Below are 24487 nucleotides of genomic sequence, written 5' to 3'. Positions count from 1 at the left end.
GTCGGTTGCGGCGATGAGCACCGACAGCGTGGCTTCGTTGCTCGCGGCCTGGCGTTCCGGCGACCAGCGGGCGCCGCACGCGTTGGCCGAGCTGGTTTACGCCGACCTGCGTTCGATGGCGTCGCGCATGCTGCGCGACAATCGCGGAGCCGGCGCGCTGCAGACGACCGAACTCGCGCACGAAGCGTATCTGCGCTTGTTGCAGCACCCGCTCGACTTCGTCGACCGCACGCATTTTTTCCGCACGCTCGCGCTCGCGGTACGCCAGGTGCTGATCGACGCGGCTCGCCGCGAACACGCCGGCAAGCGCGGCGGGGACGCGCTGACCGTTGGAATCAGCGCCGCCGCCGATCTGCCTACCTGCGGGCCGGATACGTGGCTCGGCATCGAAACCGCCCTCGTCGAACTGGAGTCGCTCGACGCGCGCAAGAGCCGCGTCGTCGAAATGGTGTTTCTGCTCGGACTGAGCCAGGAAGAGACCGCGCAGATGCTCGGGGTTTCGCTGCCGACCGTCGAGCGCGACCTGCGCTTCGCGCGCGCATGGCTGCGCGCGCGGATCGAGTCCTGAGAGGCGGCGAACGTGGACTCGTCCTGGTTCGCGCGCATCGAGTGGCTGTTCCACGCCGCGCTGGAACGACCGCCGGCGCAGCGAACGCAGTTCCTGCGCGACAACGAGAGCGACGCGCGCCTGCGCGAGGAAGTCGAGACCCTGCTCCAGCGCCACGACAACGACGACGCCGTGTTGCAGAATGCGCTGTGGCGGACTGCCGTCGCAACGCCGCAGGTCGGGCAACGGATGGGGCCGTACCGCATCCTGCGCGAACTGGGCAGCGGCGGCATGGGCACGGTGCTGCTCGCCGAGCGCCTGCTCGGCGATACGCCGCAGCGCGTCGCGCTCAAACTGATACGCGGCATGCCCACGGCAGCGGCGCGCGAACGGCTGGCGCGCGAGCGCGCGCTGCTGGCGGAACTCAATCATCCGAACATCGCGCGCCTGTTCGACGCCGGCGAGACGGATTCCCACGAACCGTACCTGGCGATGGAGTACGTCGACGGCGAGCCGCTGCTGGCGTATTGCGCGCGCCACGATCTCGACCTCGCCGCGCGCCTGCATCTGTTCGCCCAGGTGTGCCGGGCAGTCCATCACGCGCACCAGCACCTGATCGTGCATCGCGACATCAAGCCGGCCAACATCCTCATGCGCGAGGACGGCACTCCCGTCCTGCTCGATTTCGGCATCGGCAAGCTGCTCGATCCGACGCTCGACGACCGCACCGCGACGCAGGCCTTCACGCCGGCCTACGCCGCGCCGGAGCAGCGCCGCGGTGGCCGCGTCACGACCGCGACCGACATCTACGGCCTCGGCTGCGTGCTGTACGAACTGCTCAGCGGCGGCACGATGAAGGCACCGCGCGACGGCGAACGCCTGCCGCCGCCGAGCGCGACGGCGGATGATCCCGGACGCGCGCGCGCGCTGCGCGGCGACCTGGATCGCATCGCCGGCAAGGCCTTGTTCGACGATCCGGAACAACGCTACGTTTCCGCCGAAGCGCTGGCCGAAGACATCGAACGCCATCTCGACGGCCGGCCGATACGCGCGCATCCGCCGACGCGGCGCTACCGTTTCGGCAAGTTCGTCCAGCGTCACCGCCGCGGCGTCGCGGCCGGCACGATACTCGTGCTCGCGATGATCGCGACGCTCGCGCTGGCGCTGCGGCAGACGCATCTCGCCGATCGCGAGGCGCAACGCGCCGGCGCGGTGCGCGATTTTCTGGTTTCGGTATTCCGCGCGGCCGGCGCCGATCTGCCGAAGGACAAACGGCCCTCGACGCAGGACATCGTCGATCAGGCTTCCGCGCAACTCATGGCTCGCTCCGACCTGCCCGATGCGCTGCGCGTCGACATGCTGCTGACCCTGGCGAAAGTCGCGCGCAGCGTCGGCGCGTACGACGAAGCCCTGCGCCTGCTCGATCGCGCCAAGCCGATCATCGACCGGCTCTACGGCAACGGCGCCGAGCAGTGGTACGCGGAGCGCGTGCAACGCGCCAACCTGATCGACGACAAGAGCCAGGATCCGAAAGCCGTGATCGCCCTGCTCGGCCCGCTGCGCGACCGGCTTCTGACGCGGCGCGACGCGGTGGGCCTCGAAGGGCTGACCACTCTGGCGTCCTCGCTGATCAGTTCCGGCAAGGAAGAAGAAGGGATCGAACTCCTGCATCGCACGCACGCAATGCTCGAGGCCAAGCGGCAGCCCGATATGCTGCTCGACCTCTCGATCAGGGAAGCGAACGCGCTGCTCAACGCGCATCGTTTCGCGCAAGGTTTCGAGCGGGCGGATGCCGCGCTGTCGCTCTGGCGCAGCCAGGGCGAACCTGCGAGCCAGTCGATCGTCGACTTGTATGGCGCGATCGCGATCGGCGCCGAAGCGAGCGGCGACATTGCGCGTGCGGAGACCGCCTACAAGGAAGCCATCGCCTACGGCGACCGGTTTTTCGACAAGCCCAACGCCTCGACCGCGTGGCAAGTCGGCATCTACGGAAGCTTCCTCGTTGCCCAGGGCCGCTACGCCGAGGCGGAACCCTGGCTGCGCCGCGGGCTCGACATGCGCCGGACGGTGTTCGGCGACGACGATCCGCGCACGCTCTACGCCGTGGCGGCCATGGGCAGGCTCTATGGCGGCGAACACCGCTACGCGGACGCCGCGGCATGGTACACGCAGGGCGTCGAGACCTGCCGTCGGGCCGGTGTGCTCGACAACGCTTGCCCGCGCATGCTCGGCTTCCGCGCACGCACCTACGCCAGCCTGAAGCGATACGCCGAAGCCGAGAAGGATTTGCGTGAGGCGCTCGATCTGCAGCGCAGAATCAGCGGCGAGAGCAGTCCGAATTATGCGTTCGTCTTGTACTACCTCGTCGTCGTGCAGGTGCAGGAAGGCAAGTACGAAGCCGCCATCGCCTCGGCGGACCGCGTGCTCGCGATCGACAAGTCGGTCAAGGGCGGCATGCTCCAGACCGATCTGCAGGTGCGCTATTGGCGCGCCAAGGCGTTATCCGGGATGGAGCGCGATGCGGAAGCGCTGAGCGAGGTCATCGAGGCCGAACGGCAGTACGCCGCCTCGTTCGCGGGCGCGCCGGGCCATTTCGACATGCTGGCGTTGAAAGCGAGGCTGCTGGCCCGCGCCCATCGTCTCGACGAGGCGGCCGACGCGGCGCAGGCGGCACTGGCGTTGCGGACCGAGGCGGATTCGGCGAGCGAGGATACCTTGACCGAGTTGAAAGCGCTGGCCGCACGCTGACTCTCCGCGGCCCTGCTTCAACGCGCCGGGTCGACCGGATCGGGAATGGCGAGATACACCGTGCTCCAGAGTTGCGCGGCGTTGGATTCGTCGGCGTCGTTCTTGCCTTGTCCGAACGGACTCGTGGCATAACGGCCGTCGGTGTAGTTCCACGACCACAGTTCGGACGTGCTCATTTTTTGTGTGCCGCGGATCACTTGCCAGAGTTCATGTTGCGCTTTTTTCAAGGCGGCCAGCGTGGCTGCGGGCAGATCGCTGCGCTCGAGCTGACGCGCGAGGCCGGCGGCCATCAAGGCCTGCTGCCACGACCAGACCACGGCGCCGTGATAGGCGTTGCGGCCGAGGGTTTTCTGCAGACCGCTGCCGGCATAGGCGGCATCGGCGACCACCATGCCCACGCCGGTCATCAGGCCTGCGGGGAACGGGCGGAAAGTCGCGGCGAGGGACGCATCGAGTTGCGCCGCATCGGGATAGCCGAACAACAATGAAAATCCGTCGTCCGAATTCAGCACCGGAATCGGCCTGCCCCGCGCGTCGAGCGAGAGCGCGTTGAACGCCACCTCGCCGCTGTCGGGCAGGCTGGCCAGCGCCGCGGCGGCGTCGATGCCCTGCGCCTTCGCGTATTTCGCCACATCGGCGCGCGCGGCGTCGGCGGGCAGCTTCACACGGAACAACGGCGGCGCGCTGCGCGACCAGACCGTGGCCAGTTCCGCGGCCGATGCCGCCTCCTTGAATTCCGCCAACAATCCCGCCTTGTGCAAACGCGCGATCGCATCGAGCGCGGCCGGCATCAGGATCGCATTGACGTCGTAGGGAATGCGCCCGCCGGCCAAACCCGTCTTGCTGTCGCGCCACTCGCCGACTTTTTCGCCGGCCTTGAGCGCGACGAGGTTTTTCGCCGACGGATCGCGCGCGAACGGCCGCGCCTGCGCGAGCACGAGCGCGAAGTTGCGCGCCAGCGCGGCGCCCGCGGGTTCGCCGGAATCGAGCTTGCGCGCGAGAAACGCGCTGGCGCGGGCCGGGCCGTGCGCGCTGTCGAGCAGATACGCCGCGGCGACCGGAGCGAGCATGACGTCGCTGTCGATCATCTTGTAGTCGTAGATCGGCGCATCGCCCTTGCCGTCTCTTTTTTTGCGATGGCGCAATACGGCGAACTCGCCGATGTCTTCTTCATGTGCCACCTGCCCGTCCGGCGAAAGGCGGTTCAGCACGGCGACGAGTCCGTCTTCCACCGCCTGCGGCTGCAACGCCGGCAGCAGCAGGCGCAGCGACATCAGCGTATCGCGGCCGAAATAGGTATCGAAGCGCCACGAGCCCGCGAGGAATTTTTCTTCGTAGCTCAAGAAACGCAGCGCGTTGCGGCTGCGCTCGTCGCTGCCCGCAGTGCGCGTGAACAGCGCGTCGGTTGCGAACGGCGTCAGCGGCTTCTCGCCGGTCAGCGCGCGCAGGCGCAGATGCAGCGGTTTGCCGCTCGCCGCTTCGGACAGCGTCCACGACCTGCCGTTGCCGCCGGCCAACCTGCCCTCCTCCACCGACAACGCGATCTCGTAACCGGGCGCACCGTCGAGCCGCGTGCGCGCCCAGACCAGCGCATCGCCTTCGCGCCGCGCATGCGCCGCCGTTTTCGGCGGGTACGCATGCCCGAGCTGGTAATCGCGCAACACGCGCACGCTGCCGAGCACGGCGTCCCTGATGCGCAGCGGTTGGGCGGAGGTCAGCGTCAGCTCGGCCTCGATGCCGTGCAACGGCCGGCCTTGCGCATCCTTTGCATCCAGCGGTTTCATGCTCTCGAGATGCCATTGCACCGGCGCCGTCGTCGGCTCGAACCAGATACCGACGCCGCTGTTGCCTGCCGGGAATGCCGCAAGCACGCGCGGCTTGTGGCCCGAACTCAGCAACAGATGCGCGGCGACGGGTCCATCCTGATAGAACGCGTTCTCGACATCGCCCTCGGCGACACGGAATTGCAACGCCTCGGCGATCGCCGGTCGCGGCGACAACGCGGTTGCGGCCAGCAGACCGGACAGCGCGACGGACAAAAAACGACAAACGAACATGGCATCTCCGGAAATAGACTCGCCTACCGCGAACCGCAAAGCCCGTGCAATTTAGCAAATGCCGCGCCGCGAAGGACGCGTTCATTTTCGGGCCGTGGCCGAGTCCGTGAATTTACTGTCGCCGCAGCGAGGTTTATCCCGCATCGCTTATCCCGCATTGCAGCAGCCATGACCGGCACTTGCGTCCCTCCCCCGCGCTCGAACGCGACCGACCCGTTGCCGGTATCGCCCGGCCTCGGCGACGTGATGACCGTCGCGCGCGTGCCGCGCAAGTCGGTGCAATTGGACCGGCGCGTGTTGCTGGTTTCGACGATCGCGATCCTGTTGGCAACAGCGTGCGCGCTGATCGCGCAATGGCTGACCGCACTGATCGGCATCGTCACCAACCTCGCGTTTTACGGGCGCTGGTCGACCGGGTTCGTTTCGCCCGCGGGAAATGACGGAGAGCCGTGATGGCACACTTTGAAATTCGCGCACGCGTTCGAACCCATATCCGGCAAATGAATTCGAGAACGGGATCACCCACCACGACGCACTGACAAGCGCGCATCACTCGGCTGGATGCGCGTGCTCCGTCAGTACTCCTGGACCGCGCCGCCGATCCAGGTCGCCTTGACTTGCAATTCGTCGTCGAGCGCGACGAGATCGGCCGCGTAGCCGGGTGCGATGCGGCCGCGGCTGGCGCCGAGGCCGATGAAATCGGCCGGATAGGTGGAAGCCATGCGCACGGCCTCGTCGAGCGGGACGTCGAGCCAGGCGACGGTGTTGCGCACCGCCTGCGCCATGTCGAGCACGGAACCGGCCAGCGTGCCGTCGGGCGTGGTGAGCAGGCCGTCGCACGCGGTGGCGATTTGGCCGTTTATACGGAAAGACGGCCACAATTCCGAAATCGCCGCCGGCAGGCCCGGCAGCGGTGAGCCGACCGGCGGCATCGCGTCGGTGACGAGAACGATCTTGCCGCGCGGTTTTGCGGCCAATGCGACGCGCAATGCGGCCGGATGCACGTGGTGGCCGTCGACGATCACGCCGCACCAGCTTTCGCGATCGTCGAGCGCGGCGCCGACGACGCCGGGCTCGCGCCCGTTGAGCGGCGTCATCGCGTTGTAGAGATGGGTGAAGCCGCGCAGGCCGAGGTCGAGCGCGTCGCGGATCTCATCGTAGCTCGCCGCGGTATGGCCGGCGGCGACGACGACGCCGCGCGCGACGAATTCGCGAATCACCTCGCGCGGCACGCGATCCGGCGCGAGCGTCAGCAAGGTCTTGCCGTTGCGCAACGACGCGGCCATCGCGATCTCGTCCTCGCCCGGCACGCGGAACTTGCTCGCGTCGTGCACGCCCTTGCGCGCGGGCGCGAGGTACGGGCCCTCGAGATGGATGCCGAGCACGCCGGGCACGCCCTGCCCGATCGCGGCGTCGACCGCGGCGATCGCGCGCCGCATGACGTCGGCATCGTCGCTGATCAACGTCGGCAGCATGCCCGTCGTGCCGAAGCGGCGGTGCGCGTGGGCGATGCGGCGCACGCCATCGACCGTCGGCTCGTCGTTGAGCAGCACGCCGCCGCCGCCATTGACCTGCGTATCGATGAATCCGGGAACGAGTTTGGCGCCGCGCAGATCGCGCACATCTCCGGCGCGTGCGCGCGCGTCCGGCTCGGCGACCAAATCGGCGATGCGACCGCCCTCGATCAGCACCGCCAGTCCCTTGCGGAAACCGTGTTCGGTGAGCACCTCGGCGTTGACGAGCGCGGTGGCCATCAGACGGTCCTCGTCACCTTGTTGAGATGCGGCGGCACGTCGGGATTGCGCCCGCGCGCGAGCGCGAGCGCATTCGCCGCCTTGTAGAAACCCTGCACTGCGATCAGCGGCGCGCAGGCGGGATCGGGCGCGGCGGCGACCGGCAGACGATGCGGCTGCGCCGCGTCGGGCGACGTCACCCAGACTTTCGCGCCGCGCACCGCGAATTCGTCGGCGACCTCGCGCGTACCGGCGAACGATTCGTCCTGCTGGGTCAGGAACAGCACCGGGAAATCGCGCCCGACCAGCGCCATCGGCCCGTGCTTCACTTCGGCCGAGCTGAACGCCTCGGCGTGCAGGCCACAGGTTTCCTTGAGCTTGAGCGCGGCTTCCTGCGCGGCGCCGAGGCCGAGGCCGCGGCCGACGACGAAGAGATTGTTCGCCTCGACGAGTCCGTCCACGAGCGAAGACCAATCCATCGCCCAGGTCGCGCGCATCGCCGCGGGCGTGGCCTGCAGCGCGGCGAACAGCGCCTCGTCGCCCTTCCAGCGTGCGGCGATATGGATCAGCGCCGACAGCGCGCAGAGATAGCTCTTGGTCGCCGCGACGCTGAGTTCGGGCCCGGCGCGCAACGGCACGACCGTGTCGGCGGCCTTGGCCAGCGGCGATTCCTCGACGTTGACGAGCGCGACGACGTGCGCGCCGGCCCGCTTCGCGCCCTCGGCCGCGCGCACGAGGTCGGGACTGCCGCCCGATTGCGAGATCGCGATGTAGAGCGCGCCGTCGAGCTGCTGGCGCGCCTGGTAGATCGAGCTGATCGACGGCGAGGCCGAAGCGGTCATCAGGCCGATGCGGGTTTCAAACACGTATTTGCCGAACGTCGCCGCATGGTCGGAGCTGCCGCGCGCGCTGGTGACGATGAAGCGCGGCGGCGCCGCGTGCAGTCTTTCGACGAGCCGCGCGACGATGCCGTCGTTGGCGGCGAGCTGGCGCGCGATCGCGTCGGCGCTTTCGCCGGCTTCGTGGAACATCTTGGTCTCGTTCGGCTTCAGCATGGGTTTGACATCGTTGTCATCCGGATTCGCGATAGTAGCGGGATTCGGCGCGAAGTACATCGGAGCGGCCTATTCGCCGTGCAGCTCGGCGACGAAATCGTAGGCGTCGCCGCGATAGAGCGAAGTGGTGAATTCGACGAGACGGCCGTCGTCGAGGAACGCGCGGCGTTCGATCGCCAGCGCCGGACTGCCGGGCTCGCAGTCGAGCAGCGCGGCATCGTCCTCGCCGAGCGCGACCGCGCGCAGCCGCTGCAGGGCGCGCGTCGGCCGGCAGCCGATCTTCTCGAGCGCATCGTAGAGCGAGAGCTTGATCGCATTCGGGTCCGCGATGATCGCGGCCGGCACGGCCGTCGATTCCACCGCAAGCGGCTTGTCGTCGGCGAAACGCAGGCGGCGCAGGCGGATCACGTCGGCGCCCGGCGACAGATTGAGCGCCATCGCCTCCTCCGGCGTCACCTCGCCGACGCCGCGCTCGAGGAATTTCACGCGCGGTTTGAGGCCGCGCGCGCGCAGGTCGTCGGTGAACCCGGTCAGGCGCGAAAACGACTTGACGATGCGCTCGGCGACGAAGGTGCCGGCCCCGTGGCGCTGGGTAAGCAATCCATCCTCGACGAGACCGCCGATCGCCTTGCGCACGGTGACGCGCGACAGCGCGAGCCTCTTCGCCAGATCGCGCTCGCTCGGCAACGCCTGCCCCGGCGGGAACGCGCCGGATTCGATCGTGTTCTGGATCGCGCGGCGCAGGCGCAGATAGGCCAGCGAGCGCTGCGCATCGCTGCCGCCGCGGTCGAGCTTGCGGTATTCGCCGTACAAGGTCGTTTGCATGCCGATATCATACCAATAGAATACCACTTTAGCTACCGACCTCAGCTCTGGCCTTTGATATTCTTTTGATCTTCGGGCCCCCGTTAGCCGCGGCGAGGGCAGGACGGAAATGTCCGCAAGGATCGCGCGCACGATGCGCGCGAGTTCGTTGTACGCACAGGGACGTGCGTTCAACGAACCCCGGCCTACCCTCGCGAACTCGCAGCGCGCAGCGCAGAGGACGCGGCTTCCGGGGTGTGTTCTCTTTGGTGACTTTCTCTTGCACAAGCAAGAGAAAGTGACCCGCGCGCCGGACGCGCGCGGAAAAACGAAGGGACGCGGTCAGAGCAGAATCAAGGGCAAAGTCACTGGATTCCCGCCTGCGCGGGAATGACGAGCAAGAGCTAAAGCGCAGCAGACAATAATGGCATTCAGTGGTATGAAAGTGGTATCATCCCGGCGCGAGTAGAATTCTCCAAATACCAAGCTTCCGGAGCCCCCCGTGGCAGAAATGAAAGTGGTCGACGTGTTTGATCTGGTGATCTTCGGCGGCACCGGCGACCTCGCCATGCGCAAGCTGCTGCCGGCGATGTACCGCCGCTACGCCGACGGCCAGATCCCGCCCGACAGCCGCATCATCGGCGTCGCGCGCACCAAGGACAGCGACGAGTCGTATCGCGACGGCGTGCGCGCCGCGATCGCGCAGCACGTGAAGAGCGCCGAGCCGGCCACCGTCGACCGCTTCCTCGCGATGGTGCACTACTTCGGCCTCGACGCGACCCAGGACGCGGGCTGGGACGACTTCGAAGCCGACCTGAAATCGCGCAAGGGCCGCGTGCGCGTGTTCTACCTTTCGACCAGCCCGAGCCTGTTCGTCGCGATCTGCGATCGCCTGCGCACGCACGGACTCAACGGCGACGACGCGCGCGTGGTGATCGAGAAGCCGATCGGCAGCGACCTCGCCAGCGCGACCGTCATCAACAACGACGTCGCCAGCGCGTTCGACGAGAAGCACGTTTTCCGCATCGACCACTACCTCGGCAAGGAAACCGTGCAGAACCTGCTCGCGTTGCGCTTCGGCAACGTGCTGTTCGAGCCGTTGTGGAACGCGCAGCGCATCGACCACGTGCAGATCACCGTCGCCGAAACGGTCGGCCTGGAGAAACGCGGCGCCTATTACGACAACGCCGGCGCGCTGCGCGACATGGTGCAGAACCACATTCTGCAGTTGCTCTGCATGGTCGCAATGGAAGCGCCCGCCTCGCTCGACGCCGACGCGGTGCGCGACGAGAAGCTCAAGGTATTGCGCTCGCTCAAACCGATCGACCAGAACAACGCGATCATCAGCACCGTACGCGGCCAGTACCGCGCCGGCGCGAGCAACGGCGGCGCCGTGCCCGGCTATCTCGACGACCTCGGCAAGCCGGGCTCGAATACCGACACGTTCGTCGCGATCAAGGCCGAGGTCGACAACTGGCGCTGGGCCGGCGTGCCGTTCTACCTGCGCACGGGCAAGCGGCTGCCGGCGCGCGTGTCGGAAATCGTCATCCAGTTCAAGCAGATTCCGCATTCGATCTTCCTGCCCTCGGCCGGCCCGATCGCGCCGAACAAGCTCGTGCTGCGCCTGCAGCCCGACGAGGGCGTGAAGCTGTGGCTGATGATCAAGTCGCCGGGCCCCGGCGGCCTGCGCCTGCAGGAAGTGCCGCTCGACATGAGCTTCGCCGAGGCGTTCGGCGTGTCGCAGCCCGATGCCTACGAGCGCCTGCTGCTCGACGTCGTGCGCGGCAACCTGACCTTGTTCATGCGCCGCGACGAAGTCGAAGCGGCGTGGGCGTGGGTCGATCCGATCCTCGCCGCATGGAAGTCCAGCTCCGACGCGCCGAAGCCCTACACCGCCGGCACCTGGGGACCGAGCGCTTCGGTCGCGCTGATCGAGCGCGACGGCCGCACCTGGCACGACGCGGACGCCAGCGACGCATGAGCGCGCTCGACTACCGGCGTTTCGGCGACGGCGCGCAACTCGCCGAAGCGCTCGCCGGCGCGATCGCCGACGATCTTGCGCACGCCATCGCCGAGCGCGGTCAGGCCCTGCTCGCCGTGTCGGGCGGCAGGACGCCGCAGCGTTTCCTGCAAACGCTGTCGATGCAGCCGGTCGATTGGAGCAAGGTGGTCGTCACCCTCGTCGACGAACGTTGGGTGCCGCCGACCGATGCGCGCTCCAACGAAACGTTCGTGCGCGCAAACCTGCTGCAGGGCCGCGCCGCCGCCGCACGCTTCGTGCCGCTTTACGAAGCCGGTGCCGCAGCGCCCGAAGACGGCATGCCCGCGGTCACGGCCCGCGTCGCGATGCTCGACCTGCCGTTCGACGCGCTCGTGCTCGGCATGGGCGAGGACGGCCATACCGCTTCGTTCTTCCCCGACGGCGACCATCTCGCCGAAGCGACCGATCCGAAAACCGACGCCGTGGTGCTGCCGATGCGCGCGCCGGGCGCGGGCGAACCGCGCATCACGCTGACTCTGCCGGTGATCCTCGACAGCCGCGCGATCTACCTGCACATCGAGGGCGAACGCAAGCGCGAGGTGCTCGAGAACGCGCGCTACGTCGCCGCAACCAATCGCGCCTGGCCGATCAGCGCCGTGCTGCGCAACGCACATGCGCCGGTCAAGGTTTACTGGTGCCCGTAACCACCGAGAAACTTGCCATGCCACTGAATCCCGCCATCGCCAGAATCACCGCGCAGATCGCCGAGCGCAGCCGCGCCACGCGCGAGGCCTATCTCGACAAGATCGAGCGCGCCAAGGGCCACGGCCCGCACCGCAGGCATCTGTCCTGCGGCAACCTCGCCCACGGCTTCGCCGCCTGCGGCGCGGACGACAAGGCGACGATCCGCGCCAATGCGCGCGCGAACATCGGCATCGTCACCGCGTACAACGACATGCTTTCCGCGCACCAGCCCTACGAACGCTATCCCGAGCTGATCCGCCGCACCGCGCGCGCGATCGGCGCGACCGCACAGGTCGCCGGCGGCGTGCCGGCGATGTGCGACGGCGTCACCCAGGGCCAGCCCGGCATGGAGATGAGCCTGTTCTCGCGCGACGTGATCGCGCTCGCGACCGCCGTGTCGCTGTCGCACGACATGTTCGACGCGGCGCTCTACCTAGGCATCTGCGACAAGATCGTGCCGGGCCTGATGATCGGCGCGCTGACGTTCGGCCATCTGCCCGCGATCTTCGTGCCGTCCGGCCCGATGCCGACCGGCATCAGCAACGATGCGAAATCGAAGGTGCGCCAGCTCTACGCCGAAGGCAAGGCGAGCCGCGACGAACTGCTCGAGGCCGAGGCCGCCTCGTACCACGCGCCGGGCACGTGCACGTTCTACGGCACGGCGAACTCGAACCAGATGCTGATGGAACTGATGGGTCTGCACCTGCCGGGCGCGAGCTTCGTCACGCCGAACTCGGCGCTGCGCGACGCGCTCACCGTCGCCGCGGTCGAGCGTGCCGCCGCGATCACCGCGCTCGGCGGCGAGTACACGCCGATCGGCCGCATCGTCGACGAACGCGCGGTCGTCAACGGCATCGCCGGCCTGCACGCGACGGGCGGTTCGACCAACCTGCTGCTGCACATCGTCGCGATCGCGCGCGCCGCGGGCATCATCGTCACCCTCGAGGATTTCGACGCGATCGCCAGCGCCGTGCCGCTGCTGGCGCGCGTCTATCCGAACGGCAAGGCCGACGTGAACCAGTTCCATGCCGCGGGCGGATTGAATTTCCTGATCGCGCAATTGCTCGATGCCGGACTCGTGCACGCCGACGTCGACACGGTCAACGGCACCGGCCTCGACGGTTACCGCAAGCACGCGCTGCTCGACGCGCAGAAGACGTTGGGCTACGTGCCCGTCGCCGCGGCGAGCCTCGACGAAACCGTGCTGCGCCCCGCATCGAACCCGTTCCGCCCCGACGGCGGCCTGAAGGCGCTGGCCGGCAATCTCGGCCGCGCAGTGATCAAGATTTCCGCGGTGGCGCCCGAGCGTGCCGTCATCGAAGCGCCCGCGATCGTGTTCGAGGAACAGGACGACGTGAAGGCCGCGTTCGAGCGCGGCGAACTCGACCGCGACTTCGTCGCCGTCGTGCGCTTCCAGGGCCCGCGCGCCAACGGCATGCCCGAACTGCACAAGCTGACGCCGACGCTCGGCGTGCTGCAGGACCGCGGCTTCAAGGTCGCGCTGGTCACCGACGGCCGCATGTCCGGCGCGTCGGGCAAGGTGCCCGCGGCGATCCATCTGACGCCCGAAGCCGCGAGCGGCGGCGCGATCGCGAAGATCCGCAACGGCGACATCGTGCGTCTCGACGCGAACGCCGGCACGCTCGACGTCAAGATCGACGCCGCCGAGTTCGCGGCGCGCGAGCCGGCGCGCGGCGACCGCCTCGCCGAACATCGCATCGGCCTCGGCCGCGAATTGTTTTCGCTGTTCCGTGATACCGTCGGGCCGTCCGACGCGGGCGCGAGCGTGTTTTGATTTTGCTCGTCATTCCCGCGAAAGCGGGAATGACGGACGTGTTAATTGGAGCGATATTCACGATGACCACCCCCAGCGAAAAGAAACAAGCCGAAGTCGAGAAAACCCTGCGCCTCGCGCCCGTCGTCGCCGTCGTCGTGATCGACGACCTTGCCGCTGCCGTGCCGATGGCGAAAGCGCTCGTCGCCGGCGGCATTCCGGCGATCGAGATCACTTTGCGCACGCCGGTCGCGCTCGATGCGATCCGCGCGATCGCGGGCGAAGTCGAAGGCGCGGTGGTCGGTTCGGGCACCGTACTGACGCCAAAGGATCTCAAAGCCTCTGAAAACGCCGGCGCGCGCTTCGCCGTATCGCCGGGCGCGACGCGGAACCTGCTCGATGCGGCCGACTCCAGCGTGCTGCCGTGGCTGCCCGCCGCGGCGACCGCGAGCGAAGCGATGACGCTCGCCGAACGCGGCTACCATTTCCTCAAGTTCTTCCCCGCCGTGCCCGCGGGCGGCCATGCGTTGCTCAAAGCATGGGCCTCGCCGCTGCCGAACATCAAATTCTGCCCGACCGGAGGCATCCGCGAAAACACCGCGCCCGATTTCCTGGCCAGCCCCAACGTCGTCTGCGTCGGCGGCACGTGGCTGACGCCGGCCGATGCGGTCAAGGCCGGCGACTGGAAGAAGATCGAGGAGCTTGCGCGCACTGCGGCGGCACTGAAAGCCGGAGCCTGAAGACTCCATTTCTCGATCAAAACCACTTTCATCTCGTCATTCCCGCGAAAGCGGGAATGACGCTACGGTTCAGCGGAATTCCCGCGCTGCGCCCGATGCCGGTCACCCTTTCGCCACGCGCACCGGCCCGGTCGATCCGCGCACGACGAGGGTCGGACTGAAGCCGACGTTGGCGTTGCTCTTCTCGGCGTGCCAGCCGTGCTTGAATTCCGCGATCAGGCGTTCGGTCGCGCGGCGCGCGATGTCGGAGGTGGCTTGCGCCGCCGTGGTCAACGCGGGCCAGCACTGGCGCGAGAACGGGCTGTCCTCGAATCCGGCGATCGACAGGTCGTAAGGCACGTTCAAGTTCGCCGCCTTCGCCGCGGCGAGCACGCCGGCGGCGATTTCGTCGTTCGAGCCGAAAATCGCGGTCGGCGGATTCTTCAGCGCCAGCAGTTTGCGCGCGCCGCGGAAGCCGTCGTCGAACGAGTAGTCGCCTTCCACGATCAGCGTCCTGTCGATCGCGATGCCGTAATGTTCCAGCGCATCCTCGTAGCCCTTGAAGCGTTCCGGGCTCGAGCGATGCGCCTTGCCGCCCCAAAGAAAACCGATGCGCTGGTGGCCGAGCTGGATCAGGTGTTCGGTGACTGCGTAGGCCGCGTCGCGATCGTCGACGAACACGCAAGGGTAGCCGTCGCGCGGATCTTCCGCGGCGGAGAGAATGCGCACGAACTTGATCTTGTGCGCGGCGAGAAAGCGGATCAATTCCATGCGCTCGGACATCGGCGGCGCGAGCACGAGGCCGGCGAGGCGCGAACGTTGCACGAGCAGGCGCAACTCCTCGGCGAGCGCGGACGAATTGGAATCGCAGGGATGGATGTTGAGATCGAATCCGGTCTCGCGACACACCGAGAGCACGCCGTTCTGCATCGCGATGACATAGTACGCGTTCGGATTGTCGTAGACCATGCCGATCGTGTACGACTTCGCGCTGCGCAGGCTGCGCGCGGACTGGTCGGGGCGGTAGTCGAGTTCGGCGATCGCACGCTCGACGCGCTTGCGCGTGGCATCGAGCACCGAAGGCTCGTGGTTGACGACGCGCGACACGGTCTTCAACGACACCTTCGCGCGCCTGGCGACGTCCTTGATCGTGACGCTGCGCTTTGGTGTCGTCGTGTCCGTCTTCATTTTCGCCATCTGCCGCCCGCCCTCTCTCATTGTCACCGAATGGCCGCCCCGCGACCAGCCGGAAATCCGGTGCGCAAGGCCGGCGATTTTTTCCGCAGGGCCTGCCGTTGGCCCATGAACTTAGGAGATTTTCTCAACGTTGTCATCCGTCGCGCGCGTGAAATACCGCAATTCGCCGCCAATTCCAAAGTTTCTGCCATATCGTAAAAATTTTTTCGACCTGTAGTTGACAACGTTGTCATGTAGATGGACACTGCGCCACGACCGACGCGACTCGATCCGCGTCGAAGGCAGCACCGGGATTCCTAGAAACACCCGAAACGCTTCGAAATCCGCAGTGGGGAAACGGCAAAGATGCAAGGCGCAAGCCCCCGATCCATCGACCGGTCCGCGCACGCGACGCCCGGGACGCGCACGGCCTTCCTCGCCGCCGACGTCGGCGGCACCCATGCGCGCATCGGCCTGGTGCGTGCGACGGCCGATCCGGCCGACGGGCACCCGCGCCTGAGCATCTCGCAGTATCGCAAGTTCGTCTGCGCCGATTACGCGAACCTGCACGACATCCTGCGCGAGTACACGCACTGCGTGGGCGGCGTGGCCGCCACGCAGGCCTGCATCGCCTGCGCGGGCCTGTTGCTGGACGACCACCTCGTCAACGCCAACCTGCCCTGGCCCGTGTCGCTCGCGCGCCTGCGCGACGAACTCGGATTCGAGAGCGTCGCCATCGTCAACGATTTCACCGCCGTGGCCTACGCCGCGCATTTCCAGGAGATCGCCGAATCGACGCGCATCGCCGGCAACGACGCGATCGACCCGCGGCAGCCGCGTCTCGTCGTCGGGGCCGGTACCGGACTCGGCGCCGCGGCACTGATCCCGGGCGGCACGCGCCCGACGATCCTCGCCACCGAAGCCGGCCACGCGGCGCTGGCCGCGCGCACGCAGCTCGAGCTGGAAATCCTGCGCCGCCTCGCCGGCGACGCGGCGCACGTGCCGAACGAACGCATCTTCTCCGGCCCCGGCCTGCTCGCGCTGTATCGCACGCTCTGCGCGTTGCGCGCGGCGCATGCGCAATTCGAATCGCCTGCGCAGGTCACGTCCGCGGCGCTCGCTGGCAGCGACGCGCTCGCAGCCGAAGCCGTCGAGGTGTTCTGCGCGTGGTTCGGCAGCCTGATCGGCGATCTCGTCATGATGCTCGGCGCCTACGGCGGCGTCTATCTGGCCGGCGGCGTGCTGCCGCAGATCGCGCCGCTGCTGCGCGCCAGCGGCTTCGCCGCACGCTTGGGCGACAAGGGTCCGCTGCGCGAAGCGCTCGAGCGCGTGCCGGTGCATCTGATCGAACACGGCCAGCTCGGCGTAGCCGGCGCGGCGCACTGGTTTCTCGATCACGAATACGAAGAAAGAAAGAGCGACTGAGGAAAAAAGAAGAATGCCGGAGGCGAAAGCGGCGCAGGATGCGATTGCAGAAATATAAAAATACAGAAGTGGAAAAGGACCGGGAATTCGGCGCAAGCCGGGTCTCCCGACGACAAACACATAGACCATTGAGAGACCACCGATGAAATATTCCAAGACCATGCTCGCGGCGAGCATCGCCGCCAGTCTCTACGCCAGCGCTCTCGTCTGGGCCGCCGATCCGGTGACGACCGATCCGCAGCAAGCGCCCTCGTCGTCGGACGCGGATGCGAACAAGAAGAAGAACGCCGAGGAGCTCGCCACCGTCGTCGTTACCGGCATTCGCGGCACCGAGGAAAAATCGCTCGAGCTCAAGCAGGCCTACGACTCGCACGTCGAGGTCGTCACCGCCGAGGACATCGGCAAGCTGCCGGCGAAGAACGTCGCCGACACGCTCGAGCGCCTGCCCGGCGTCAACATTTCCTCGTCGAGCGCGAGCGAAGGCGGCTTCGACGAGAACGACCGCGTCTCGCTGCGCGGCACCAATCCGAGCATGACCCAGACCCTGATCAACGGCCATACCGTCGGCACCGGCGACTGGTTCGTGCTGAGCCAGGTGCAGACGGTCGGCCGCAGCGTCAGCTACACCCTGCTGCCTTCGGAAATCGTCAGCGAGGTGGTCGTGCACAAGACCTCCGAGGCGAAGATCGTCGAAGGCGGCGCGGCCGGCTCGGTCGACATCATCACGCGCAAGCCGCTGGAGTACGGCAAGGATCTGACCGCCTCGGCCTCGCTCGGCGGCGTCTATTCCGACCTGCCCGACAACGTCAAGCCGCAGTTCAGCGGCCTGGTCAACTGGAAGGTCAACGACAGCTTCGGCATCCTCGGCCAGGTGTTCTACGAACAGCGCTCCCTGCAGCGCAACGGCCAGGAAGTCGTCGGCGGCTACAGCCAGATCGCCGCGACCGATCCGATCGCGGTGGCGCATCCCGACCTTGCCGGCGTGTACTACCCGAACGAAATCGGCGCGGCGTTCTTCACCCAGAAGCGCACGCGCGAGGGCGGCACGATCGATCTCGAATTCAAGCCCGCCGACAACCTCACGCTCGACCTCAACGGCTTCTACTCCAAGCTCAAGGCCGACAACTTCAACCGCAACTACATGATGTGGGGCAGCCAGTTCGTCAACAGTGGCGCGGGCTTCGGGTCGAACTACACGGTCAGCAACAACGTGTTGACCTCCGCCTCGTTCGCGGCGGTACCCGGCGGCACCGCGCCCTACATCGTCTACGACCAGATTTCGCGTCCCGGCGCGCAGTCGAAATCGGATTACCTGACGCTCGACGCCGACTGGCGCGCCAGCGACAGGTTGACGATCAAGGCCCAGGCCGGCACTACCAACGGCAGCGGCAAGAGCCCGGCACAGGACGTCATGGAACTCGGCGCGCAGGCCGGCGCCGGCGCAAGCTGGAACATGCACGGCATCGGTTCTCCGATCGACTGGACCATGGGCGGCGACAACAGCTCGCCGTCGGGCATCATGCCGTCGGCCGGCTGGATCTTCGGCGAGCAGGGCATCGACGTGAAGGACAAGGAGAAATGGGCGCAGGCCGACGGCGAGTTCGCGGTCGACGGCGGCGCGCTTTCCTCGATCGACTTCGGCGTGCGCTACGCCAAGCACACGCGCGAGAACCTGTTCGACGTGGCGCAGGGGCCGAATTGGGCCACCAACTGGACCGACGCGTCCGGCTATCCGACCTCTTCCTACGCCAACTATCCGGGCGACTTCTCCAGCGACCTCGGCGCCAGCTTCCCCGGCAACATCTGGTACTGGACACCGGCCCAACTCGCCGCGATCGACGCGAAGTTCGCCAATCGCGACCCGGTCGGCCGCTTCTACTTCAACGACATCTATTCGGTGCAGGAGAAGGACAAGGCCGCATACATCCAGGCCAACTTCGTCGGCGACGGCTGGAGCGGCAATCTCGGCGTGCGCTACGTCGGCACCGACGAGGACATCAGCTACAGCTCGACCAGCCCGCAGGAGGCGATCGTCACCGGCCCGATCACCGGTTCCGCGTTCGGCGACTACTACTGGAATACGTACAAGCACGGCAAGGACGAATTCCTGCCGAGCGCCAACGTCAAGTTCAACATGCGCGACGACATGGTGTTGCGCGTGGCCGCCTCGCAGACGATGACGCGCCCGGACTACTCCGCGTTGGCCGGTTTCGTCTCGCTCGACGACCTCACTCATACCGGCAGCGGCGGCAATCCGCAGCTCAAGCCGATCGTGTCGACCAACGCCGACGTGGCTTGGGAATGGTACTTCGCGCCGCGCGGCCTGTTCTCGGTCGGCGCGTACAGCATGAGCCTGAAGGACTACATCAACTTCGGCAACGAGACGCGCACCTATAAGGACATGCAGGCCAGCGAAACCAGCGGTCACGACGTGTACAACGGCTATCTCGTCAGCGTGCCGCGCAACGTCGACGGCCACGTCAAGGGCATCGAGGTGAACTACATCCAGCCGATCGGCGACAACTTCGGCGTCGCTGCGAACTACACCTACGCCGACGGCAGCACTCAGGACGGCGGCCCGCTGCAGGGCACCTCGAAGAACACCTACAACGTATCGGGCTACTTCGAGAATTCGCTGTTCAACGCGCGCCTGTCGTGGACCTACCGCTCGACGTTCTACGCCGGCGTGAGCCGCACCGACACGTTCTACCAACAGGGCGAGGGAACGCTCAACGCCTCGCTCGGCTACGCCATCGCACCATGGGCGACGATCACGCTCGACGCGATGAACCTCAACAGCCCGAAGCTCAAGTACTACACCGAGAACGACGCCTACGGCAAGCAGCCCTATGCGTTCTACGTGAACGGCCGCCAGTACTACGTGACGCTGCGCCTGAAGTTCTGACTCCATGCGGAATCGCCTGCTCCCGGCGCCGGGAGCAGGCGCAAACCGGTTCTCCCTTTCATGGCGTTCTCCCGCCGCAATGGGCCTTGTTCATTCAAGGCCCTTTCTTTTGGCGTCAACGCGCCGCCAGATCGCCGCCTGCGACCAGCTCGCAGATGCGCTTGACGTCTTGGTCCATCGCTCGGTCGCGCGGCATGAAGCCGATGTGTTCGCGGATCGTCGCGAACGCGGCGCGCACGGCGGAACCAGCGTGGAATTCCTCGCTTTCGGCCAGCGCAGCCGTGAGCTTCTTCACCTCGTCGACGAACTGCGCATGGCTCTCGTGATCGGGCTTCGGGGCACCTGAAATCTTCGCCGCGAGGCTCTGCCAGTCGCCCCGCGCGGCCACGGCGCGTGCGGCGTTGAGCATGTCCTGCCGATACTCGAGCGCCTGCGCCGCGGTGTACAGCTCGAGCGCGAGCACGTGGCCCAAGTCTTCGATCATCTCGAGCACGTGGCGCGCTTCGTTCGTGCCCATCGAGACGTGGTCTTCGGCGTTCGCGCTGGTCGGCACCGAATACACGCTGGCCGGGTGCGCGCGCGTGGCGAGGTCGTTGACCAACGCCGCCGCGGTGTACTGCACGATCATGAAGCCCGAATCGGTCGCGTCCTCGTTGCCGATCAGGAATGCCGGCAGGCCGTCGTTGGTGGCCGGATCGACGAGCTTGTTGAGGCGTCGCTCGCTGATCGAGGCGAGCACGGGAATCGCCGCCTTGACGTAGCTCATCGCGAGCGCGAGCGGCATGCCGTGGAAATGCCCGGCCGAAATGACTTGATCCTCGATCACCTTCGCATCGGCGGCGTCGAGGAAGATCAGCGGATTGTCGGTGACGGCGTTGAGTTCGATGTCGATCACGCGCTGCGCCTGCGCGAGCGCGTCGCGCACGGCGCCATGCACCTGCGGGATGCAGCGCAGGCTGTAGGCGTCCTGCGGCTGATGCTTCTTGCCGCCCTTGAACGGCATGAAGCGCGCATAGAACGCCTCTTTTCCGTGGCGCTGCGACGGCGGCACGTAGTCCCAGCCGAGATCGAAGCGGTGCTGTTGATCGCGCGGGTCGCTCCACGAATCGGCCAGCCAGGTCTTGAAGCGCGGCACGAGGTGGTACGGAATGTCGACCAGTGTCGAGTCGCCGAGCAAACGACGGAGATTGGCGGCCGTCTCCACCTGGCCCGGATGCGGACGCAGCGCGTGCACCTCGGCCTTGAACGCGGAACTGCGGCCGGCGAACGCATCGAGCGTCATCGCCGCGGCGAGATCGGCCGTAGCCAGCAATTTTTCCAGGGCATCGAGCGCCAGCGCGCCGCTCGCGAGCATCTGCGCGGTGCCGTTGTTGAGCGCAAGACCTTCCTTGAACGACAAACGCACGGGCGCGAGTCCCGCGCGCTTCAGCGCTTCGCCGCCGAGCAGACGTTCGCCCCGATAAAACGCCTCGCCTTCGCCGAGCAGCACGATCGCAAGATGCGACAGCGGCGCCAGATCGCCGCTCGCGCCGACCGAGCCTTTCTCCGGAATGACCGGAATCACGTCGCGGTTGAGCAGTTCGGCGAGCGATTGCAGCGTCGCCGCGCGAATGCCCGAATGCCCGCGCATCAGCGTGTTGACGCGGATCGCGAGCATCGCACGCACCACTTCGACTGCGAGCGGCTTACCGACACAAACCGCATGCGTGATGACGAGGTTGTGCTGCAGCTCCTCCATCAATGTGCTGTCGCGCTGCTCGGGATTGCCTCCGGGCAGTTCGTCGCGCGCGCGATGCGCGCCGAGCAGCTTGTCGGCATTGCTGCCGAAGCCCGTGGTCACGCCGTAGATCGGCTCGCCGCGCTGCACCTGCTCGGCGAGGAAGTCCGCCGTGCGCTGGACTTTGGCCAGCTGCGCCGCGTCGAGCTCGATCTTCACACCGTGTTTCGCGATGGCGACGAGCTGCGCGCGGGTCAGACTCGAACCGTCGAAGCGAATCGGCGTGTTCATATCTTCATCGCCTCGGCCTGTTCGAGTTCCACACGCAACGTACGCACGAGCTCGGAGCGCGGTACTTCGAACTGGTCTTCCTTGCGCAGGTCCTTGACGGTGACGGTGCCTTTGGCGATCTCGTCGGAACCGAGCACGACGACGAAGCGGATGCCGGCGCGGTCGGCGTACTTGAACTGCTTGGCGAGCTTGCCGCCGTCGAGCACGACTTCGGTCGCGATGCCGCCGTTGCGCAACTGCGTGGCGAGTTCCAGGTACGCGGGAAGCTGCGCCTCGTCCATCTGGGTGACGAGCACCTTGACCGTCGATTGCGCGGTGTCGATCAGCTTCGCCTCGCGCAACTGCCAGAACAGGCGCGTCGCACCGATCGAGATGCCGACGCCGGGCAGCTTCGACTTGGTGTAGTTCGAGGCGAGGTTCTCGTAGCGTCCGCCCGAACAGATCGAGCCGATCTGCGGATGCTCGTCGAGCGTGGTCTCGTAGACCGTGCCGGTGTAGTAGTCGAGACCGCGCGCGATCGACAGATTGATCGCGTAGTGCGTTTCCGGCACGCCGAGCGCGCGGATCATCGCCAGCGCTTCGCGCAGTTCGGCGATACCCTGGTTGAATGCTTCGCTGCCATGCCCGAGCGCATCGAGCTTCGCCAGCGCATCGGCGTGGCCGTGCGAGCGGACCTGGACGAAATCGAGGATCTTTTTCGCCGCCTCGACCGGCAGGCCGAAGCCCTCGCCGGTCAGCGTGTCGCGCACGTAGTCCGCGCCGCGCTTGTCGAGCTTATCCACTTCGCGCAGCGCGAGCGCCTGCTGTTCCGTATCGACGATGCCGAGCCCCTCGAAGAAGCCGCGCATGATCTTGCGGTTGTTGAGCCAGATCGTGAACGGCCCGACCGCGAGATCGCGGAACACGCTGTAGATGACGGCGGGAATTTCCGCGTCGTAGCGGATCGACAGCGCATCCTTGCCGATCACGTCGATGTCGCACTGGTAGAACTCGCGGAAGCGCCCGCGCTGCGCGCGCTCGCCGCGGTAGACGCGCTGCATCTGATAGCGGCGGAACGGGAAGCTCAGGTCGTGCTCGTGCTCGGCGACGTAGCGCGCCAGCGGCACGGTCAGATCGAAGCGCAGCGCCAATTCCGGCCGCTTGTCCTCGCCCTTCTCGAGCGCGCCGGTCGACTGCACGAAGTAAACCTGCCGTTCGGTCTCGCCGCCCGACTTGGTCAGCAGCACATCGGAAAACTCGATCGCCGGCGTCTCGATCGGCAGGAAACCGAAGCGTTCGTAGTTGCGCCGGATCGTGTCGAGCATGTCGGCGAACGCGATCTGGTCGAGCGGCAGCAGCTCCATCACACCGGGCATGGTGCGGGCTTGGGTCAACGGCATGGATGTCCTTGCGCGAAACCGCGGCGGAAAGCCGCGCAAGGGCGCATTTTACCATGCCGCGGCGAGGCGCCGGCGCGCCGCCGGTCAGATGCCTCCCTGCTTGCCGATCCGATATTCGAGCGTCGCCCACAACGCGCGTTCGTCCGTGCCGAAAGTGCGGCGATGATAATCGGCGTAGTCGAGTTCGACGCTGAGGTCGCGGCGCAGCGCGTAGTTGAGCAGCACGTTGACTTCCGAACCGTAATGCTGGTCCACGCGCTCGGCAAAGGCATTGTGGAAGGTCACGCTCCAGGTCAGGCGCGAATCGAGCTTGCCGAGCAGGGCGACATAGCGATCCTCGAGTCCGTTCGCCGGCGTGTTCTTGAACTGGCTGGTCCAGCCGTCGAAACCGTGGTTCGAGCCGTAGGGCGAGGAGAACGCATTCTTGCCGTCGCCGCTGAGCAACTCGTCGCCGAGCTTGAGGCTGGCCCAGTTGAAGCCGTAGCTCAGTTCGAGCAGATGGTAATGGGCGCGGTAATCCAGCGGGTTGTTGCGCCAGCTTTCCTGGTGCGCGCCTTCGGCGGTCCAGCCCAGGCTGGTGCCGCTGTCGCCGAAGGCGTATTTGCCGGTCCAGCGCAGGCCGGCGGTGCGCCAGGAGTATTTCGCGTTGGTGTCGTTCTCGACGAAATAGCCGTAGCCGGTCAGCGTGCCGAGCGGCAGTTTCTGGTCGACGTGGATCAGGTTCGCGTCGAGGTCCCACTCGCGCTGGGTCGGATCGGGATAGTCGTGGCCGACCGAACGTTGCGCCTCGTCGAGGTAGTAGTACTTGATCGTCGTGCCGGTATCGAACTTGAGCGCGCCGGCGACGGCGTCGAACGACTGCGGATTCTGGCGCCACAGGCCGGGCGTGAAGAAACGGTCGTTGTCGAGGCTGACGTATTGCCGCCCGAGCCGCGCCGATGCGGTGCCGTTGTCGTAGGCGAGCCACGCGCTCGAAATCTCGCTCGACGGCGGGTCGCCTTCGGACGGCAGCTTGGTCTTGCCGTTGGCGCCGGAGTTGTACTGCTCCCCGAACAGCGTGGACACGCGCGTGCCTTCGGCATAGGCCGACCATTGCGGCGAAATCTTCCACAGATAACCGAGCGTGAACCGCAGCGTGTGCGCATTGGCCGGCTCGGCATAGCCGGCCTGATCGATATGTGCGTTGCGATAACGCAGATCGACGACGAGGCCGTCGGGCGGATAGTCGATCGCGTTCGTCACGCCGCTGCCCGCAAACAGCGCCGCGGAAACGACCCATCTCGCCGAAGATGCCCCAAGCATTTTGCGCATTCGATAATCCCGGAAGTGATGACGGCAGCCAATGTAGATGCCGTCGCCACCGCGACGAAGTTCCCGCCGCGCATGTGCTTATTGCAAGCCCGGGGAATATCGAAATGCACCGCCGCAGCCG

General features: G+C 66.8%; 18 protein-coding genes. 9 read left to right on the top strand and 9 right to left on the bottom strand.

Annotated features, from left to right (window positions below; all coding sequences use genetic code 11):
* Positions 1–13: 13 nt before the first annotated feature.
* Both QM741_RS12955 and QM741_RS12950 read left to right on the top strand, forming a co-directional pair.
* The gene (locus QM741_RS12955; protein WP_415208094.1) at positions 14–568 is read left to right on the top strand and encodes an ECF-type sigma factor; all 555 of its coding nucleotides are present in this window, start codon (positions 14–16) and stop codon (positions 566–568) included.
* A gap of 12 nt (positions 569–580) precedes the next feature.
* On the top strand, positions 581–3295 hold the full coding sequence (locus QM741_RS12950) for a protein kinase domain-containing protein (RefSeq protein ID WP_415208093.1): 2715 nt from the start codon (positions 581–583) through the stop codon (positions 3293–3295).
* 17 nt (positions 3296–3312) lie between these two features.
* Here QM741_RS12950 and QM741_RS12945 read toward each other — a convergent pair whose 3' ends face one another.
* Positions 3313–5352: a hypothetical protein gene (locus tag QM741_RS12945; RefSeq protein WP_415208092.1), complete on the bottom strand. Its 2040-nt coding sequence runs from the start codon at positions 5350–5352 to the stop codon at positions 3313–3315.
* Positions 5353–5520: 168 nt separating this feature from the next.
* On the opposite strand from QM741_RS12945, the gene QM741_RS12940 reads away from it, so the two are divergent.
* The gene (locus QM741_RS12940) at positions 5521–5805 is read left to right on the top strand and encodes a hypothetical protein (RefSeq protein WP_415208091.1); all 285 of its coding nucleotides are present in this window, start codon (positions 5521–5523) and stop codon (positions 5803–5805) included.
* 122 nt (positions 5806–5927) lie between these two features.
* Here the strand turns inward: QM741_RS12940 and nagA are convergent, their stop codons facing one another.
* From nagA to QM741_RS12925, 3 genes are all read right to left on the bottom strand, one after another.
* Positions 5928–7106, bottom strand: coding sequence for an N-acetylglucosamine-6-phosphate deacetylase (nagA, locus tag QM741_RS12935; protein ID WP_415208090.1), 1179 nt, complete (start codon positions 7104–7106; stop codon positions 5928–5930).
* On the bottom strand, positions 7106–8140 hold the full coding sequence (locus QM741_RS12930; RefSeq protein WP_415208089.1) for an SIS domain-containing protein: 1035 nt from the start codon (positions 8138–8140) through the stop codon (positions 7106–7108). Before QM741_RS12930 ends, nagA begins: the two co-directional genes overlap by 1 nt.
* Before the next feature lie 69 nt (positions 8141–8209).
* Positions 8210–8965: a GntR family transcriptional regulator gene (locus QM741_RS12925; protein WP_415208088.1), complete on the bottom strand. Its 756-nt coding sequence runs from the start codon at positions 8963–8965 to the stop codon at positions 8210–8212.
* A 490-nt stretch (positions 8966–9455) separates the two neighbouring features.
* Between QM741_RS12925 and zwf the strand changes: the two genes are divergently transcribed.
* The 4 genes from zwf (at position 9456) to eda (ending at position 14183) form a co-directional block, all read left to right on the top strand.
* On the top strand, positions 9456–10925 hold the full coding sequence (zwf, locus tag QM741_RS12920) for a glucose-6-phosphate dehydrogenase (protein ID WP_415209125.1): 1470 nt from the start codon (positions 9456–9458) through the stop codon (positions 10923–10925).
* Positions 10922–11629, top strand: a complete 708-nt coding sequence (pgl, locus tag QM741_RS12915; protein ID WP_415208087.1) for a 6-phosphogluconolactonase — start codon at positions 10922–10924, stop codon at positions 11627–11629. Before zwf ends, pgl begins: the two co-directional genes overlap by 4 nt.
* A gap of 23 nt (positions 11630–11652) precedes the next feature.
* Positions 11653–13464 carry a phosphogluconate dehydratase gene (gene edd / locus QM741_RS12910; RefSeq protein ID WP_415209124.1) on the top strand — a complete coding sequence of 604 codons (1812 nt, stop codon included), beginning with the start codon at positions 11653–11655 and terminating at the stop codon, positions 13462–13464.
* A 62-nt stretch (positions 13465–13526) separates the two neighbouring features.
* The gene (gene eda, locus QM741_RS12905) at positions 13527–14183 is read left to right on the top strand and encodes a bifunctional 4-hydroxy-2-oxoglutarate aldolase/2-dehydro-3-deoxy-phosphogluconate aldolase (RefSeq protein ID WP_415208086.1); all 657 of its coding nucleotides are present in this window, start codon (positions 13527–13529) and stop codon (positions 14181–14183) included.
* 102 nt (positions 14184–14285) lie between these two features.
* On the opposite strand, the gene QM741_RS12900 is transcribed toward eda, so the two are convergent.
* Together QM741_RS12900 and QM741_RS12895 are read right to left on the bottom strand one after the other, a co-directional pair.
* Complete coding sequence (locus QM741_RS12900; RefSeq protein ID WP_415208085.1) at positions 14286–15350, bottom strand: LacI family DNA-binding transcriptional regulator; 1065 nt, start codon at positions 15348–15350, stop codon at positions 14286–14288.
* 32 nt (positions 15351–15382) lie between these two features.
* Complete coding sequence (locus tag QM741_RS12895) at positions 15383–15604, bottom strand: hypothetical protein (protein ID WP_415208084.1); 222 nt, start codon at positions 15602–15604, stop codon at positions 15383–15385.
* Between the two features lie 100 nt (positions 15605–15704).
* Here QM741_RS12895 and glk point away from each other — a divergent pair, with 100 nt between their 5' ends.
* A complete protein-coding gene (glk, locus tag QM741_RS12890) occupies positions 15705–16763 on the top strand; it encodes a glucokinase (protein ID WP_415208083.1) in 1059 nt (352 codons plus the stop codon).
* A 142-nt stretch (positions 16764–16905) separates the two neighbouring features.
* A complete protein-coding gene (locus QM741_RS12885; protein WP_415208082.1) occupies positions 16906–19668 on the top strand; it encodes a TonB-dependent receptor in 2763 nt (920 codons plus the stop codon).
* Between the two features lie 115 nt (positions 19669–19783).
* On the opposite strand, the gene QM741_RS12880 is transcribed toward QM741_RS12885, so the two are convergent.
* From QM741_RS12880 to QM741_RS12870, 3 genes are all read right to left on the bottom strand, one after another.
* Positions 19784–21676: an HAL/PAL/TAL family ammonia-lyase gene (locus QM741_RS12880; protein ID WP_415208081.1), complete on the bottom strand. Its 1893-nt coding sequence runs from the start codon at positions 21674–21676 to the stop codon at positions 19784–19786.
* Positions 21673–23055, bottom strand: coding sequence for a histidine--tRNA ligase (gene hisS, locus QM741_RS12875; RefSeq protein ID WP_415208080.1), 1383 nt, complete (start codon positions 23053–23055; stop codon positions 21673–21675). The genes QM741_RS12880 and hisS overlap by 4 nt, the downstream gene beginning before the upstream one ends.
* Before the next feature lie 84 nt (positions 23056–23139).
* Positions 23140–24366 carry a hypothetical protein gene (locus QM741_RS12870; RefSeq protein ID WP_415208079.1) on the bottom strand — a complete coding sequence of 409 codons (1227 nt, stop codon included), beginning with the start codon at positions 24364–24366 and terminating at the stop codon, positions 23140–23142.
* Positions 24367–24487 lie beyond the last annotated feature (121 nt).

Source organism: Rudaea sp. (assembly GCF_047601565.1).
Classification (GTDB): Bacteria; Pseudomonadota; Gammaproteobacteria; order Xanthomonadales; family Rhodanobacteraceae; genus Rudaea.
The sequence above is the reverse complement of the archived record's forward strand: the minus strand, read 5'-3'. Positions and strand labels throughout refer to the sequence as shown.